This is a genomic window from Acinetobacter haemolyticus (assembly GCF_003323815.1).
Lineage (GTDB): Bacteria > Pseudomonadota > Gammaproteobacteria > Pseudomonadales > Moraxellaceae > Acinetobacter > Acinetobacter haemolyticus.
Genome location: NZ_CP030880.1, coordinates 923,669 through 942,310 on the forward strand (window position 1 = coordinate 923,669; position 18,642 = coordinate 942,310).

The following is an 18,642-nucleotide window of genomic DNA, read 5'->3' on the forward strand; positions in this document are numbered from 1 at the left end:
ACCTTTATGGTAACAGATGGTCAAGCCACTGTACTTAAAACGGTACAGGTACGTGTGCTTGATGTGAATAAAACCCCAAGCATTCAGAGCAGCAACCGTACTTTATTGGTCGGGCAGCAATTCCAGCTTGATGTGGTGAAAGCAGCCCAAAATAGCCTGAGTAAAAATGGCAATATCTATGTGTCTGACGCTGATGGTCAGGCACAAACCCAAGGCTTAATTGTTAGCTTTGAACAACTGCCACAAGATGCAAGCTATGATGCAATCACAGGACGTTTATCATGGACACCAAGTGCAGGACAGATCGGCAAGTTTGTGATCTATGCACGAGTTTCCGATGGCTATGATACGGTTCGTCAAGCGATCAGCTTGAATGTGGTGGCAGAAGCGAATGCTTATCGACCTGACTTGCATATCGAAACCACACCAGCAATCCCAGTCGTTGCAGGACAAATCGTCACCGCAACAGTACGGGCAGCTAGTTTTAGTGCGATTGCCAATACTATGGTTGAAGTTCGTGGTAGTGGTTTAGGTACTGACCAATGGCAAGCGGTTACGCTAGATTCTACAGGAAGAATAAAACTCACAGGACAGCTGCCTGGTTTGATTGAAATCCGTGCGACCACCACTGATATTGATGGATTTAGCCAGCAACGAACGGAAACTATCCGAGTTAAAGATCCAGCAGATAACACTGCGCCAGTTCTAGTATGGCAAGGGCAGCTTGGCGGTGCATCATTAAATACAGCACCAATTGTGATTCAGAACACTACTGACCTGACTGCCTTGATTAAAGAGCAGCAGCTTATGGGCTATAAGCTGGAAATCGCCCGTAACAGTACAGGTGTATTGCAATGGCAAACCTTGCAGGATGTGTCGCTGAAAGCTGCTTATAACAATCAGGCAGTCGATATCTTTGTGCTTGATCCTGCATTGCTTGCCAACGGAGCCTATCAGTTACGCTTAACCGCATGGGATCTGGTGGGTCGAGTTGAGGAACTGTATGCCAATATCGAGATCAATAGCAGCACAAAACAATTGAATCAAGCAACGAATGTTGATGCAAGTTTAAAACTTGGTTCACAACAGCTCGATTTGGTTCGCTCAATTGCAACAGGCGTAAATGGTGATTTCTCTAACTGGACAAGTACATTATTTGATACCCAATTGAGCCATAACCAGCGTTTAATCAATAGTGTGGGTACGCTTGCTTCATGGCAAACAGGAGCAAAAGTCTGGTTACAAATTCCACAGGGATTGACAGGCACAGCCGCAACACAAACCCAATACCTCAACTTTAGTCTGAATCTACACACGCAATATGTGAATGATATGGATACTGGTATTCGCCAACTCACACCACAATTTAGCAATGACCAAGGCTGGAGCTTAACTGCACATACTACAACGAATTTACATATCGATAACCTGATTCAGCAAGGACAAAGCTTATATAACGAAAGTACAGGGTTGGCATGGGTACCGAGCTATTTCAACTTAACCGCACCTGATGGTACACACTATCTATTAGATCAAACAGGTAAAGTCCTATCTGTGACATTTGCCAATACTGAACAATGGCTAATTAGCCAAAATAATATTGTTCTGGTTAATGGACAAAGCTCACAAAGCATTGAGTTTAAGCGTGATAGTCAGGGACGTATCAGTCAGATTATTGGGCAGGACAACCAAGGTAAAGCCATCAGCATATTGTATCAATATAACCATGCCAACCAGCTTGAAATGGTACGTAATTTGATTACTGGAGAAGTGGTTCAACGCTATAGTTACACGGCTATAGGAGAAGTCCGTCTGGAAAATACCACCTCATATCTTGGTGCAAGTATCGATTGGCTGAATCAAAATCCGTCCGCACCACAATGGCAAGGTGAACTCAATAACCAAACCCAATACTTTGACTTTGCAATACGTGAATCTGAATTGGCATCCACCATTAAAGCAATGGGGGCAACAGGCGCCGTTTTAGTTGCGATTGAAACACAGGGGAATGTTCAGGACATTGATGTTGCGGATGCCACCATTGTGTCACAACAACGACAAGGTAACACAACACTGACCCTTGTTCGTATTACCTCGGCAGGTTTTAAACAGTTGGCGGTACAGGGAGCAGGCACAGTTGCTGTGCGCCTGTCTATCGTGGGTGACCTTAACCATGATGGTAATGTTGATGGTTTAGACAGTGCCTTGTGGCAAGCACAGGCAGGACAAAGCCAATTTGACCTGAATGGTGATGGTGTTATTAATAATACCGACCTACAAATTTTATATGCCAACCACGGTTGGAAATCGAATCAGGCACCAGTCAATATTGTAGAACAAGGCAAACAGGTCTTGAAAACCCATACTGATTTATCAGTCAGTGGTGCATTGGCACAGATTGCGGTAGATCGTGAGGGAGATGCAGTTTACTGGAATATTTTAGGCAGTAGCCATGGTATTGCCCAACTTTCGCCAAATGGTAAAAACCTCAGCTTTAAACCAGAAGCAGGCTTTTCTGGTTATGCAACAGTGAGCTTGCAAGCCGATGATGGTTATAGCAAAGGGCAGCCGATTGAACTGAAAGTCTATGTGAGTGATGCCAAACTGGTACTGATTCATATTGAGCGTTTGGCTGCATTGGCACTGGGTAACGGCGCAACCTTGCATGTCACAGGTGATTTTGCCGATGAAGATGGTGTTGTTCTTACTGCCGACTATTTACAGTTTGTGAGTGATAACTCGAATGTGCTCACTGTAGATGCACAGGGCAATATCACAACCAAACAGGCAGGTATTGCCACGATTCATGTTTCTGCCCGTGGTATTGAGGGGGTGAATGCAATTTCGGTGAGTTTATATGGTGATGAACCAGAACTGGACGATAATGGCTTCGAAGTCGATGTCTATCCAAAAGCAGTCACTCTACCGCTTAATGGTGAGCGTCAGCTTAAAGTAACAGATATTGATGGCAACAAGGTTTCGGCTGCATCAACAGGTACAAAATACTATATCAGTGATAGCAGTATTGCAGAGATTAGTGCGGATGGTTTGATTCATGCTAAAGCAGCGGGAACTGCACAAGTTACCGTGATCAATAAAGGACATCAATATAGCTTTAGCCTGATTATTCAACAGCCTGAAATTGGTTCAGCAGTAGTGGATGCCAAGAAAGGTGCAGTGGTTCAGGATGAGCAAGGCAACATCTTAATGGTTGCGCCAGGTTCTGTTAAGGATGGGACGGAAGTTTCGATTAAGGCGAAGTCATTAGATGATGTAGATATGCCGTTACCTGCACCAGATGTGCTTACTTCATTGGCTGCATTTGATATTGATGTTGGAGATGAAAAAACAGGGCTACCATTGCAACTTGCAATTAAAGTACCTCAACAAGCTAGAAATCCACAAACAGGTGAAGTGGAAACTCTAAAAGCTGGAACGGAAGTTTTCTTCTTTAAGAAAGGAATCATTCGTGATGTGGATGGTTCTGAACATGAGACATGGTGGCTCGTCGATAATGGTCTTGTTGGTGAGGATGGTATTGCAAGAACATCGAGTCCTCCTTATGACGGTGCGAACTGGAGTGGTTCATATTTAGTATCATATTCAAAAGTAGACCCAACAACAGGTGAAGCAACGGTTCGGGGTGTACATTATGAAAGATACATATGGGCTGCTAACGCAAGTCTTGCACTGGCAATAGGTGGAGCTGTTTATGGAAATCCATATTTGTTAGGTTCTGCTGTTGGGCTGTTTGCGACAATGGCAAGCCCTGCTGTGATGTTAAGTTATACGATTGCAGGTGCATATAAGCAAGCAATTCCTAAAGAAGACTTTAAGCTAGCAAATTCAGAAATTACATTCCCTGATGTACCAAGTTCTGTTGCATCTGAACCTGTGATTACTCAATTAAAATATGAGGCAGAGAATAGAAAATTATCAGTTACAGCTAAAAATCTTATTCCAGCAGGGCAATCGGCTAATAATTTTGAAGTAAAAGTTTGGTTAATGCCACGAGGTAGTCAACTGGATAAACCAACTGATAATGATATTGATCCTGATCGTGGATTAATTTGGCAAGGTTTTACCGTTCATCCAACATCGTCTAATCAAGAAACCGTGACAATTGATCTGCCACAAGGTGTTGCTTTATCGATGCATCTTGTCTATATCGAACGGATTGCTAAAGCAACTACGGATGGAGGGCAACAACTTGTAGGACTACCTGTTGATAGTAATCCTGTTCAGGCATGGAAACTTGGTACAGAGGATGTAATAGTTACTACACCTAACTCAATAGATATATTCCGCGTCGATAAAGTGAAAAATACGACGAGTTTAGTAAAAACGATCACGGATTATAAGCTTGGTAATAATCAAGCTAAAAAAACAATTAAAATGCAGGGGCATGTTGCTGATCCAATCACCTATAATAATGATGGAACACTTGCTTTCATTATTAGTCGTAATGTTTTAACTGGTGATAAAATTCTAGTTTTAGATACTCAGACCCTTGAAATTGTACATGAGTTGGGGGTGTTTGGTGCTGGAGAAAATTTATCATCTTTAGTTATGGATAATAACTGGTTGTATATCACAACTGGTGGTTATTTCTCAGGTAGTGCAGGGCGATTAATCAGAATTAATGTTGATCCACTAGATAATAATTTCTTATTGCAGCAGCAAACTATTGACTTAGGATTTACACCTAAAAATGGTTTTTGGGATTCCGCGATTAATAATGGAAGTTATTTAGCTTTAACATCCCCAACTGCAAATTCAAGATATAACTATAGTTCATCTCTTTCTGGGGGGGATGTTTATATTGTTGATCTTAATGATATAAATGAGGATGGCGAATATGCAGGAAAAGTTGTTACGTTAAAAGAAGAAGACTTTTTAGTTAATGCGAATACTAAAGGTAAATTACCTCAGTATATATCTTCAGGGACAGGCAACGCTGAGTTTATTTTATCAAATACTCGTGATAGAAATAATGGTTTAGCGACTATTACCTTAAAGACAGATAAGAAAGGTAAACTTTTAGAAAGTGGAGCAGTTATAAAAAGTCATTCTTTATCGGCAGTACAAAAAAGTTACTCGCCTTATAACCAATTCCGTCAGGAGGTACAATCAGCAGCTGGAAATGTAATTGTGCTCTACACGGATGAGAAAGGTGTTACGACAGAATATGCAATTGTCGCTGATGACTATAGTCTATTGGAAGATCCACTTTGGAATTGGGATAATAATTTTGGGGCAGGAAAGCAATCAGGGGGTAAGCTTGGAATTATTCGAGATCCATTTGGTAAACAGGGTTCACCTACTTTCCTTGGTTCAACAACGCCACTTGCTAGTCTAGGAATTATGCTAGTCCCAGGCTCTATCTCTCAATTAACAATAGATGCGAATGGGATGCTATATGGCAATGTATGGATGGATGAATATATTGATGATGGTCATGGTGGTGTCGCTGGTACACGATTAAATAAAAATTTATTTGTATGGAATGCAACAGCTTTGATTGAAATGGCTGAAGTTGCATATGAAACAAATAAAGGAGACACTTCAAAACCATTTGATTTGAAAAAAGAAGGTAATAAGTATACACAAATAGCACCACCACAAATGCTTAAGGGCAACTCAACAAATGATTTGTTTGCATGGATTTATGGTATAGGCACATATGCATCTACAACTCAGATAGCCCATCTAGAATCAACTGGTAATGAAGACTATCTAAAATTTATTATGAGTCCATATAATGATTTGGGTAAGGAAGATAATGTTTATACGGGGGCATTGGGGATTTCACAAGTGGAGATTGAAAAGAAAATTAAGGCAGGTGATTTTGGCGCATTGGATGCAGGCTTATATTACTTAAAATCAGGTCTTTATAATGGCTGGGACTTCGCCACAATGGGATTTGTGGGGCGTTATGCTGAATTGCTTAAGAGAAATGAAAAGGGTGAGATAAGTGATAGTGACTTGCGTCAATCAGCATCATTAGATGCTTTTGGCTCAACTTTAGCAATGGCTCTTGGTGCCAGAATTGGTTTAGCCGCAGAAGCACGATTTGGTGCAGGCGCTAAAGCAATGCTAGCAGAATCAGTCGCATATGCTGCTGTGGATACTGCAACACAAGCTTATATTTATAAAGTCACAGGTGGTAAAGGTGGGAATAATGATGAGTATGCGCTCTTAACTTCTGTTGGTATGGATATGATAGTGGGTGCAGGTCTACATTTAGCTGGTCGAGTATTCTTGGGTGCCAAGACGATGTGGAAAACACCAACTGAGACAAATCGCCTTGAATATAAAATTGTTATGCCGACGCCAAGAGCAGATATAGATGCTAAATACTTATTCACTAAAGCAGATACAACTGGACGGAGTTTAATTTTAGGAGATGGTGGGCAATTTAAATCTGCACTTACTAACCAACTTATTGATATACCAAAATTTGGAACGCTTGTTTTAAAAGAAGCCAAAGAATGGTTGGAAGATCAGTCAAAGGAAATAGAAGCATTGATTAGTAAGATGAAGAAAGATAATCCATCAATGTCTTCGGAGAATTTGGCACATATTGCAGTAAATATTCGTAATGCCTTTGTTAATGCTGCACGTAATGCTGTTTATGATAAAAAAGCGATTGCCAGTTTAGAGATGGACATGCCATTATGGGATTATAAATACCTTGAAGCAAAATATGCTAAAGAAGGTTACAGTGGTGACGCCCTTAATAAAAAAATAATAGATGATGCTTCTAATAAGAAGGTTATAGATGATGCGATGACATTACGGCATTTCGATGGCATAGATGATGATTTGTTATATCAACTAGCTCAGGATATGGAAACTAAAGGTGCAGCAGATCTTCGTTCAGTAGTTGAAAAGGGTGGATGTTTCCCAGCAGGTACTCGCATTATCACAGATAAAGGTCTAGTTCCAATTCAAGACATTAAAGTAGGTGATATGGTTTTGTCTAAGCCAGAAAGTGGAGAGGGAGAGCTGTGTTATAAACCTGTCGTACGAACGGTTTCTTATGAAGATAAAGAAATTTGGGATTTATGGTATTTTGAAATAAATGCAAATACAGATATTTTAAAACTCCATAAGGGTAAGCTGTTACAACTGTCTCGTAAAGGTAAATTGAGCGGTATTATTGCAACCCCGAATCATCCATTTTGGGTAAAAGGTTTGGGGTGGACTCGGTTAGATCAACTTGAGCAAGGTCAAGTAATAGAAACACATAACCCAGAAACAGTTGCTTTAGTCCTTATGGTTAATCCTTTACGTAAAACCACACTTCCAAATGTTGCTGGTAGTTATCATGTTCGCAATATTCTGGATGCTAATCGTAAAGGTTTTGATATTGACGATGTTGAATACTTTGATTTATTTGAATATGGTAAAACAGGGTTATGTGGAATTTTAGGAAGTGATGCACCAAGCCCATTTGTTGTAAATAATCAAGAAGTTCATGTCCTAACTGAAGCATTTAGCCAGAAAGTCTATAACTTTGAAGTAGCTGATCACCATACTTATTTTATTATGAAACAAGGGTTATGGGTACATAACACTAATTGTGCAGATGCCTCACCTAATTTATTACCTGAAGGTTTGGTTACTCGTTCAGGTAATACACGACCAGTACAAGATTCTCAAGGAAGAAGCATTGATATCTATGTCAATAAAGCTGGAGTATATCAGGCTTTTAATGGAATTCAGCAAGGGGAAGGTGGTATTGCTATTGTTAAACGGGCAATAGGTAATGATAAAGGTAAAAATGATAATGTGCTGCCATCAATTGAATTTGATCGAGGTGCGCCAAATGCTTTATATGATAAAGCTATAGGAAACAATGAACATTATGAATATGTTTTGGTTGGTGAACATCCTAATTTTAAAAATGCTGATGGTAGTTTTAATAATAATGTATATAACTATGTGAAGTTTGAGGGTTATCGTACTTGGGATTTTGGGGATGGACGAGGAATCCGCGATGTGATGGTTGATCGTAAAGCTTCCCTTACTTTCTCTGGCTTAAAAGATAGTATAGGTAATTATATGGAAGATAGTTTTGCCAACGGTGCAAGACATGCTTATATTAATAATCTATATAATCAACTTTATCGTTTAAAATCAGACCAGAATGCTAGTGTGGATATTCTACACTCACTCAATACCGCTAGGGATTTAGATTTGTTTAACAAACATATTCTGAATGCGATAAAAGATCCATATTTTAAAATGCAACAGGTTAAGGATAAATATACAACAGTTATTGTAGATGGAGTGCCAAACGCAAAATGGCAAGGACCACGGCTTGCTGGCGATTTTCCTGATGGAGACGAGCGTTTAGCATTTTTAAGGGAAATGCTGTTTGGTAAAAAAGATGCACAAGGTAATATTATTGAGGCACCACGTTTCCATGTGGTTTTTGATACAGGGAATTTCCAATTAGTCGCTTCAGAAGGAACTTCTACAAGCTCCATTACTCAGGCAGAAATAGATGCTCTTTTACCCATTGCTAAAAATTATTGGGTTGAGGCAGGTGCATCTCAAAAAGTTTTAGATAGCGCACAATTCCATATTGCAAATTTAGGTACAAACATTGCTGCAATTACTGAGGGTGCGCAAATTACTTTAGATGCAACTGGCGCAGGTTGGGGCTGGTTTATTGATGCTACACCACTAGAGCATAGCGAGTTTACACTTGGCAATACGCTAGGCATGAGAGCAGCAGAAAGTAGTGCAGCACATGGCAAACTGGACTTACTGACTGTACTTATTCACGAGTTGGGGCATGTACTTGGACTTGATCCACAATTACAAGATGACGTGATGACTCGTGTACTCGATACAGGTGAAAGACGTTTACCAAGCGCAGCCGATGCAGCTTTCCTTAAGAACCGCCATAATGATACACCAATGGTGAACTCAACCTTAACGGTTCAGCCAGCAGCATGGCAAACACCAAATCTATTGAATGATCAATTCAAAGACGTGATTGACGGAAATCATGTGAACGGAAATTGGTTTACACAAGGTGAAATTCAGGTTTCAGGGCAGGATTTACAACTTAAAGAAAGTACGAATCAACACACCAACTTATCTCAAGCCTTTAAACTTGGTTCTCAAGATCGAGTGCTTACCTTTACTGTAAAAGACCAACATTTAACTGACTATAACAATAGTCCAGATGATGCCTTTGAGGTGGCTTTACTTGATGCACATACAGGTGAGGCACTGTTTAAGGTCAGTGACCTGAGCAATACCGATGCATTGTTTAACCTACAGGCGAATGGTCAAAGCTATTTGGCCCAAGGTATTGAGCGAGCCATTAACAGTGATGGTAGCCAAACCTTCTTTATTAACCTTGATGAAGCATTAGTAGGACGAGAGGTATTACTCTCTTTTGATTTGCTTGGTTTTGGTGCTGTGGATAGTTCGGTGACATTAAGCAATATCCGTTTATTGGCTGAACCTTTAGCGGTGAATGATAACTATCAATTTGATGAAGACACCACTGTAACAGGTAATGTTTTAAACAATGACTTACTCATTGGTAAGACAATTGAAAACGTTGTGTTAGTGACTGCACCACAACATGGTGAGTTGGTGTTACTTGCCAATGGTGAATTTAGCTACGTACCGCATGCCAACTATTTTGGTACAGACCAGTTTAGCTACTACTTTGTCACTGTTGATGGTCAGGAATCCAAGGTTGCGACAGTACAGTTAGAAATCAACCCTGTAAATGATGCCCCTATATTTGGTCAGCAACCAAATTGGGAGATTGTGGCAGGTGAACCATTGGTATTGGATTTTGATGCCTATATTCAGGATGTTGAAAACAATCCAATTACCGTACAAATCACGCAACAACCACAGTATGGCACCATCAGCTATGATGAAAGCACGGGGCAATATATCTACCTCGTGGATAAAGAGTTTGTCGGTGATGATACATTTACGGTTGTTTTAACGGATGGTACAGATTCTTCACAGCCTTATACCTTTAGTATCCATGTCTTGGCATCAAATACCGCACCTGTATTAAATGCTCAAGATATTATGACTGATGAAGATCAAAACCTTATCTTTGATCCATTGGCAAGTGCCTATGATGAAGATGGTGATGTGCTAATCACTCACTTTACGACACAACCACAACATGGACGCTTGGAGCAGTTGGCAGATGGACGTTATCAATACATTCCAAATGAGAATTACTACGGTACAGACAGCTTTAGCTACTATGTAACGGATGGAAAACTGGATTCCCAAGTGGTCAGTGTATCTATCACCATCAATGCTGTGAATGATGCACCGACTTTGGCCGCACAAACCATTGTGACGGATGAAGACACAGCGGTAATTATTGATTTACTGGCAACAGCAAATGATATAGATGGTGATGCCTTAACAGCAGTTATTGTGAATGAACCTACACATGGGCAACTTGTACGATTGCTTGATGGACATTATCAATATGTACCAAATGCCAATTATCATGGTACAGACAGTTTTAGCTACTATGTCACTGATAATGCATTAAATTCACAGGTCATGACTGTTTCTATCAATGTAAATCCTGTAAATGATGCTCCGACTCTGATTGCACAACAGTTTGTGACAGATGAAGATACGACCATAACAATTGATTTATTGGCAACAGCACAAGATATAGATGGGGATGTATTAACTGCTGTAATTGTGACTCAACCATTAAATGGTCAACTTGTACGATTAACTGATGGTCGTTATCAATATGTACCGAATGCAAACTACTTTGGCGCAGATCAATTTAGCTACTATGTAACGGATGGGGAGTTAAGCTCTCAGACTGTTACGGTATCTATTACGATTAATTCAGTAAATGATGCGCCAGTTGCAACTTCACAAACGGTACAAGGTTTGGAAGATCAAGCACTCACCTTGAAATGGTCTGATTTTGCAGTCAGTGATATTGATGGTGATACCTTGGAAATCGAAATTACAGCCTTGCCTCAATCGGGGGTATTACAGCAATTTAGTAATGACCAATGGGAGCTTGTAGAGGTTGGTACACGCTTTAGCCAAACAGCGTTTGATCTAGGATATATTCGTTTTGTTCCGTTTAGGGATGAATCAAGTGATAGTGCGATAGTAGGGGTTGGTAATCAAAAAGCGATTTATGCACAGATTGGGTATCAAGCCTTTGATGGGGAATTGTATAGTGAACAAACCTATCTCAATATAGAAATTGAAGCAGTCGCAGATCAACCAATCTTAAATATTGGTTCAAGTAGTAATCAGGAAATTCTATTCCAGACCAGTTGGGAAAGTGCATCAAACCCTAACTTGACTTCAACGCTTATACAACAAAATGTATTTGAAGGCTGGACGTTATTGACAGGACTGGATTGTAACCTGTTTGGTACAGATGGTTTTGAAATCTGGAGCAATGGCGACCGTATGGAAAATGCCTATGGTCAACTCAAAACAGTTCAGGCCAAAACTGGCAATGGCAATCACTGGTTAGAGTTAAATGATGCTGGTCTGTTCCAGGCTCAAACATTAGGCATCTCTCGTAATGTGCAAACTGAATTAGGCCGTAGCTATAAGCTCAGTTTTGACTATGCAGGACGATTGGGCTTTAGTGACTGCTTTACCCAAATTGGGATTTATGTCGATGGTAAACGTATTGCAACTTATGCCAACACCAGCCCAAATGATCAGCTCAACTGGCAAAATATTCAGTTTGGTTTTGTGGGTACAGGTAAACTGCAAAATATTCAGATTCGTATTGATGCTCCACTGACTCATTTAAGTGGACGTGGTGCCATGATTGATAATATTACTTTATCAACCAGTAAACCGCTGAATCAGGGCAAAGAAGACCAGAGCATGCCACTGTCCAGTATTGCAGCCCAGTTACAGGATAAGGATGGTTCTGAGCAACTGAAACTTGCAATTGCAGGGTTGCCATTAGGCAGTCAACTCAGTGATGGTATGCACCAGTTTATGGTGACGCAGCAGCAAACCATTGCGGATATAACAACGTGGAACCTGAATACCTTACAGTTCACACCACCAAAAGACTTTAGTGGAGAACTGAAACTGCAAGTGGTGGCGAGTAGTATTGAACAGTCCAATGCCAGCATTGCGACAGCAATCCATGAATTGACGGTATATATTGAAGCCGTTGCCGATGCACCGAGTCTGGAAACTCAACAGGCGCAAAATGCCTTAACCAGCCGTGAGATTTTCCATACAGAATGGGGCGGTGTTTATAATGCAATCCTGAATAAAAATGCAACAGTGGTATATGGCTGGAGTCTGGATGGCTGGACAACTCAGAAAGACCAGTTGCTCAAGCTGGATGCTTTTGAAGTATGGCATTCAGGCGATCAGATCAGGAATACCAATGGTCAAATCATTAGCCTGCAAGGATCGAATTCAAATGCGTGGATTCGCTTAAATGATGGTAAAGATACGCTGTATCAACAAACTGCAATAGAGCGTCAAGTAAATACGGTCAGCGGTACAACCTATACACTGAGTTTTGATATGGCAGGTCTATTAGGGCAAGCTGCGAATTTGGGGCGTCTAGGGGTTTATGTAGATGGACAACAAATTGCAGTATTTGATGCGGTGAGTGGTCTAACCGCCTTGAATTGGCAGCAATATCAAGTTGTCTTTGATGGTAATGGTCGTAACAGAACCATTCGCTTCCAGATTGAAAGCAACATCAGTGGACGAAGCGCCTTTATCAGCAATATTCGTTTGACGGAAACGTATACCTCGACAGCGAATCAGGTCTACGCCATGGTTGGGCAAACCACTTACTTGCCAATTATGGCGGCACATAGTAATGATCAGGATGGCTCGGAGCGTATCAAGCTGGAATTGACAGGTTTTAATCAGGGCACAGTACTCACCGATGGAACCAACTACGTCACAGTGAGTTCAACTCAGCAGTGGATAGATATCAGTGCTTGGGACTGGACCCAGTTACGCTTTGCAAGTAGTCGAAATCAGGATATGACCATACAGGTGAAAGCCACAGCAATTGAACAAAGTAACCAGAGTAGTGCAAGTACAACCACTGATATTGCAATTAAGATGTTAGATGGTCAGGCATGTGTTAATCCATGGCAATTGGTCAATGGTTTTGTCTCCACATGGGTAAATCAACTTCCGTCTGTTTCCTTAACAGTCAAAGCTCAGTGGGCATGCTCAATTCCATTGCTTTCAACCCAGTTAGAGTTGAACATCATTCCAAAAGATGAGGATAAGGACTTGATTATGCTACGTCAGGAAGAACAATCCGATGCATGGTTAAAGGCTTTGGAGCAAACCGCACAGCAGCATTGGAAACAATTGTTTTAAATAAACAAAGGTAGGGATGAGTGATTCATCTCTACCTTATTTTTTTAGCTTAATAATCTTAAAAGGAATAGAAAATGTCCTCATTATTCTATATTTGGGATAGGCTTTGTTGCACAAACATTTCAAAGGCTGATTTCACCTAACCCTATCAAATTCAAGGCACAACTTGGGTATGAGGTCGACCTAATTCAGTAAATTTATTGAGCACTGCTATGCGCGTGGGTAATTCTCCCATACCAGAAACGAATTAGTTAAAAAATTTTAGAAAAATAATTACCCCATTGTAAGTTGTATTTCTATAAATACATCTTACAACGAATCCCGCTAGGGAATTTTACGCTATTACTTTTTATGGTTGCACCTGTACTAAATGTTCCAGAACTGGCATCAATGACTTGATCGACATGATCCAGTTGAATAATGGCTGCAAACTTCTCAAAAGGTGTTTCTGGAACAATCTTTACTTTTTGACCTTTTTTAATTGTATTAAAGTACTTTAAAGGAATAATCGCATTGATTTTAAACTGATCAGTTTGGGCAATCTTTAAAATCGGATTTTTTCCTTCAGTTGGATTAACCAAACTACCAGCATAAATATACTGTTGTATAACCACGCCATTAAATGGGCTATAAATTGTTCTACGGTTTAAGTCGGCCTGACTCTGTTTATACTCATATTCAGCTTGCTTAATACTTTCCTGTGCGGTTTGTAGTTCAGACCGAGCCTGTTGTAACTCACTATAAGCATCATCATATGCCTGACGGGATACAAAATTTTCAGCCAGTAACTGTTTCATACGTTGTACCTTGCTTTCCGCATGTTCGATTTTAGAACGTGCGGTATTGGCAGAACCACGTAACTGGGTGCGATAGTAGGCGGTTTGGCTTGCGGACTTTTCTACACTAGATTCTATTTGTGCCAGCACCTGACCTTTTTTAATCTGACTGCCTGCCTTTACAGGAATACTTTGTAAAATACCTGTAATAGGACTCCGTATTTCCACAATTTGTGCAGGCTGTACCATACAGGCAAAACTGAGTGTTTCTGCAAGGGCAGGTGCCGAATAAGTGACGGTAGCGATAAAGAGGAGGGAATATTTCATTTAATAAATTTTTCCTGCAAAACCAATTTGAGAATTTAATTTTTTATCTTGTTTAAACATGGCAATACGGTTACGGTAAGCTCGTTTCTGACACTTTTTCTGCATAGATTTTACTGCGGATGTTAAGAAATAATGCTGTAACCAAACAATAGGGGTAAGATCGAGTAAGTAAATCCACCATTGAATATTTTGTTGCATGAGTTGATCTTCACCTGATACATAAGCTACACAAGAGCCTTGATCTCCCTGACGGCCAGCTCGACCATAGAGTTGTCGATCAATTCGTGCTGATTCATGAAACTCGGTCAAAACAACATGCAGTCCGCCTACTTGTTTGGTTTCTGGACGTAATTTAATATCTGTACCACGACCTGCCATATTGGTGGCAACGGTGATTTTTCCACTATGACCTGCTTCAGCAATAATGGCTGCTTCCTGTGCATCTTGTCGTGCATTTAACACGATATGCTCAATATCCAGTTGGGTCAGGGCTGCTGAAATAGCCTCTGATGCTTCAATGCTACGTGTGCCTACAAGAACTGAACGTTTGGCATCAGCGATTGCTTTGGCATGTTGTGCAATCGCCGTGTATTTTTCATGGTTGCTTTTAAAATAACGATGTTTAAACTGTTTGCGTTTTGAGGGAATATTTGGAGGAATCTGACAAACTTTTAAACGATAGATCATCCAGAGTTCTCGTGAAACTTCTAGCCCAGTTCCAGTTAAGCCAGATAATAGTAAATATCGTCTAAAAAAACGCTGAAAGGTCATTCGAGCTAATGTATCTCGTCCTTTGGTCAACTCAACATTTTCTTTTGCTTCTATCAATTGATGTAAACCTTGTTCCCATGAGCGGTCAGCCATAATCCGACCTGTGGATTCATCTACAATCTGAATTTTATTGTCCTGAATAATATAATGCTGGTCTTTATGGTAAAGGTGTAGGGCGGTCAAAGCCTGTTTAATGAGTAGCATTTTCCATGCATGGTTATACCAGATTGGGCGTACATCTTGAGGTAGGGGGACTTCTTTATCTATAGGTATGCGTTCAATATCAATATGATGCTCAGCTTCTAGCATGGTAAAATCAACTTCTGGTTTTAGCTGCCTTGCCTGTTCAATCGCCCAATGGATAATTGCAGCTTCAATAAGCCCTTCCGCTTCTTGCGAAATCACCATGGGGGTTTGAGCTTCATCAATGAAGACACTATCTGCTTCATCAACAATACAGAAATGTAGAGCGGGAACAATCATTGTATCTTCCGAAACTTGCCCAGTCGCCAAAGAATGAAGATTTTCAATTTGTCTAGGCTGTGTTCCTTTGCCAGAAATATGATCTTTTAAATAATCGAAAACAATCTCGTTGGCACTCACATAACAGATCTGTTGATGATATTTGTCTTTACGTTCGGGGATTTCCATTTCTCCATAAATTGCAGCACTATTCAATTGAAAAAACTGAAACAAAGGACGGAGTTCTTCCTCATCACGTTGTGCAAGATAAGCATTGGTGGTAAGAACATGCACAAAATTACCTGTTGCTGCCATAATGGTTGCAGCTATTCCAGCAACCAATGTTTTTCCTTCACCTGTAGGCATTTCTGCTAGGCGACCTGTCAATAAAATATATGCTCCCATAAACTGTACAGGATGTGGATAGATATTAAAGACACGAGAAATTGCTTCGCCCACGCAAGCAAATACAATTGCAATAGATTGATCATGCTGAGATTCAGTGGATAATAAATGAATAGCATGTTGAAATTCTTGAACGAGTTGGAGCTGCTCAAGTTCTTGTAAACGTCCTTTATGACCAGCGATCACTTGAGCAAATTTTTGAATATGTCGTCTAGAAATCTTTTTTGCAGGAATCCAGCCTAATAAATTGGCAAAGAAGATTTCAAATTTATGCAATTCTTGATCTTTTTGTTCTTCTCTAGCAACATTGGATAACTGAAAAGAACGTAATGCAAGATTTTGAATAACACGTAAATTAGACATAAAACTGCTCCAAGAATAATTGGCGCAATTTTCTTGTCCATTGCCATGCCAATGGAGAATAACCTAAGTCATAACGTACATAAGCGACATCGCCAAATACAGATGAATCTAAAGGTTGAGATAATTGAATATCCAAATCAAAATAATATTGTAAAGTTGTCATCCCTTCTTGATCATTTGGATCAACGGTAATATTGCCACCTGCTTGACTCCCCAAAGCAGGAGATAATAATTTCTTCTGGGTTTGTGGCGTACTTCGAATAATTGTACCTGTATAAATGACATTAAAATGATTCTTAAAGCGGATTTCGATGCCTTTTAAACGATGTTGAATTAAATCATAGTCTTGTTGTAAAACGGCGCTACGTACGATTGTTGCAGGTTGATCAATGACATAACCAATAATATCACCACGTTTATAATAACGTTGATTTAAAGCAATACTATCTTTTGTGAACCATTGACCAGTAATGGGACTTTGAATCTGTAGCTGTTTAATTTTATATTGGTATTGCTGGAGTTGCTGCAAAGCACCTTGCTGTTGATATTCTAATTTTTTACGCTGTGCTAGGTCATCTAATGAGGCTTGTCTGAGTTTATACTCTAACTCTTCAACTTGTAATTTTTGTAATTCGTACTTTTCCATCAGATCAGGATTTGAAAGATGAAAAAGTGTCTGGTTCTGCTCAATATGAGGATTTTTAAAATCAATAGATTGGATATGTCCTGACTCATTGGCTCGAATCATGGATGTTTCAGGTAACCATACAATGGCTTGCTGGGTACTATAATAAGGAAATGGTAGGATACACAGCATAAAAAGACACACTGCGATGATCCACCAAAAACGTTGAATGGCTTGATCACGATATTTGGACAAAGTTGCTCCTTGATAAATGTGCTTAACCCCTTTATATAAAGGCAAAATGATCACCATAAAGCCAGAGATCATCGCAAGTAAGACACCAAAGAAAAAATATTTTTGTGCAACAAACCAGATGAGACCCACCATAATTAAAATACGGTAAATAGGTGAGAAAAAACCATAACTGATCAGCCAAAACCGCTCATTCTCGGCGGCATAAGGTGGTTGTGCTGTTTTTGCCCCCAAAAGATAACGGTCTGATAAATAAACCCAATATTTGGTTGCTCGACCTGCTAGATTAGGAATTTCAAGTAGATCGGACAAAATATAATAACCATCATAACGCATTAATGGATTGCCATTCACCAATACAGTTGAAACAGTAGCGATAAAAATCACGTTATAAGCGAAAGCATGAACCAACCCAGATTCGGTGGAAACCCAAAGATAAATCGCAATTGCACCCAGTAGCAATTCAGTGAGTATTCCTGCAATAGATACTGCAATTCTTTGCCATTTAGAAATAAAGTGATAAGAAGAAGTTGCATCAACATAAGGAATCGGAATAAATAAGATAAACATCAATCCCATTTCCCGAACGTTACCATGCCATGCTTTGATGGCTAAACCATGAGCAAATTCGTGAATCAGTTTTACAATAGGATAAGTCAGCCAGAGAATGAAAAGATTACTGGTTGATAGCACTCGATCTGACAGATTACTAGTCAAACTTTGCCAGTGTTCTGCAAGGAGTAATAAAGCTGGAAAAACAATGACAATCCAAATGAGCAGCCCCCAGATACTAAAGATGGATTGGGCTAAACCTTTAAACCGATTAAAAAAAGCATCAGGATAAATCAACGGAATTTTGATACTGATAGGATTTAAGAATGATTGTTTGAATTTATTAAATTTATGCTTCTTAAACCGTTTAAACATTTCTTCGGCATCAAAAGAGACTTCGGTCTGTAATAAATCATTGTTATAGAGTTGGGTGAGTAATTGCACTAACTCATTCTGACTAATCGCACGATATTGTTGATTTAAATTAATATTTTGTTGTTCAATATATTCAGCAGCTTTATCCCATATTTGTTCAACATTGGATTGTCCATCAAATAAAGTAATGACATACCATGTCTCTGGATTCACTCGAACAAAACGTTGCGACATTGGTTCGTATAATAAGAACCAGGCTTTACCTCGCAATATTCGAGGCAAAACCTCAATATTTTGCCGTAATTGGGGTTTTAGATGGCGAACAATATGCCAATGTTCTGAAAACAAGCTTTGCAT

4 protein-coding genes (1 of these 4 running past the window's edge) are annotated in these 18,642 nt (G+C 39.8%); 1 reads left to right on the plus strand and 3 read right to left on the minus strand.

What is annotated here, in order from left to right; genetic code table 11:
* On the plus strand, positions 1-13,377 hold the 3' portion of the coding sequence (locus DS737_RS16210; RefSeq protein ID WP_113996841.1) for a tandem-95 repeat protein. It extends 21,285 nt beyond the left edge of the window; only the last 13,377 of its 34,662 coding nucleotides appear in the window; its start codon lies beyond the left edge, outside the window; the stop codon is at positions 13,375-13,377.
* A gap of 296 nt (positions 13,378-13,673) precedes the next feature.
* Here the strand turns inward: DS737_RS16210 and DS737_RS04175 are convergent, their stop codons facing one another.
* Genes DS737_RS04175 through DS737_RS04185 form a run of 3 tightly spaced genes read right to left on the minus strand, consistent with a single transcriptional unit; the run spans position 13,674 to position 18,642 of the window.
* Positions 13,674-14,480 carry an efflux RND transporter periplasmic adaptor subunit gene (locus DS737_RS04175; RefSeq protein ID WP_113996842.1) on the minus strand — a complete coding sequence of 269 codons (807 nt, stop codon included), beginning with the start codon at positions 14,478-14,480 and terminating at the stop codon, positions 13,674-13,676.
* Positions 14,481-16,481: a preprotein translocase subunit SecA gene (locus DS737_RS04180; RefSeq protein WP_113996843.1), complete on the minus strand. Its 2,001-nt coding sequence runs from the start codon at positions 16,479-16,481 to the stop codon at positions 14,481-14,483. It lies immediately after the preceding gene.
* Positions 16,474-18,642, minus strand: a complete 2,169-nt coding sequence (locus DS737_RS04185) for a site-2 protease family protein (protein WP_113996844.1) — start codon at positions 18,640-18,642, stop codon at positions 16,474-16,476. Before DS737_RS04185 ends, DS737_RS04180 begins: the two co-directional genes overlap by 8 nt.

Coding starts and splice junctions, on each gene's coding strand:
- DS737_RS04175 (WP_113996842.1), bottom strand. CDS start 14,480: ATGAAATATTCCCTCCTCTTTATCGCTACCGTCACTTATTCGGCACCT.
- DS737_RS04180 (WP_113996843.1), bottom strand. CDS start 16,481: ATGTCTAATTTACGTGTTATTCAAAATCTTGCATTACGTTCTTTTCAG.
- DS737_RS04185 (WP_113996844.1), bottom strand. CDS start 18,642: ATGCAAAGCTTGTTTTCAGAACATTGGCATATTGTTCGCCATCTAAAA.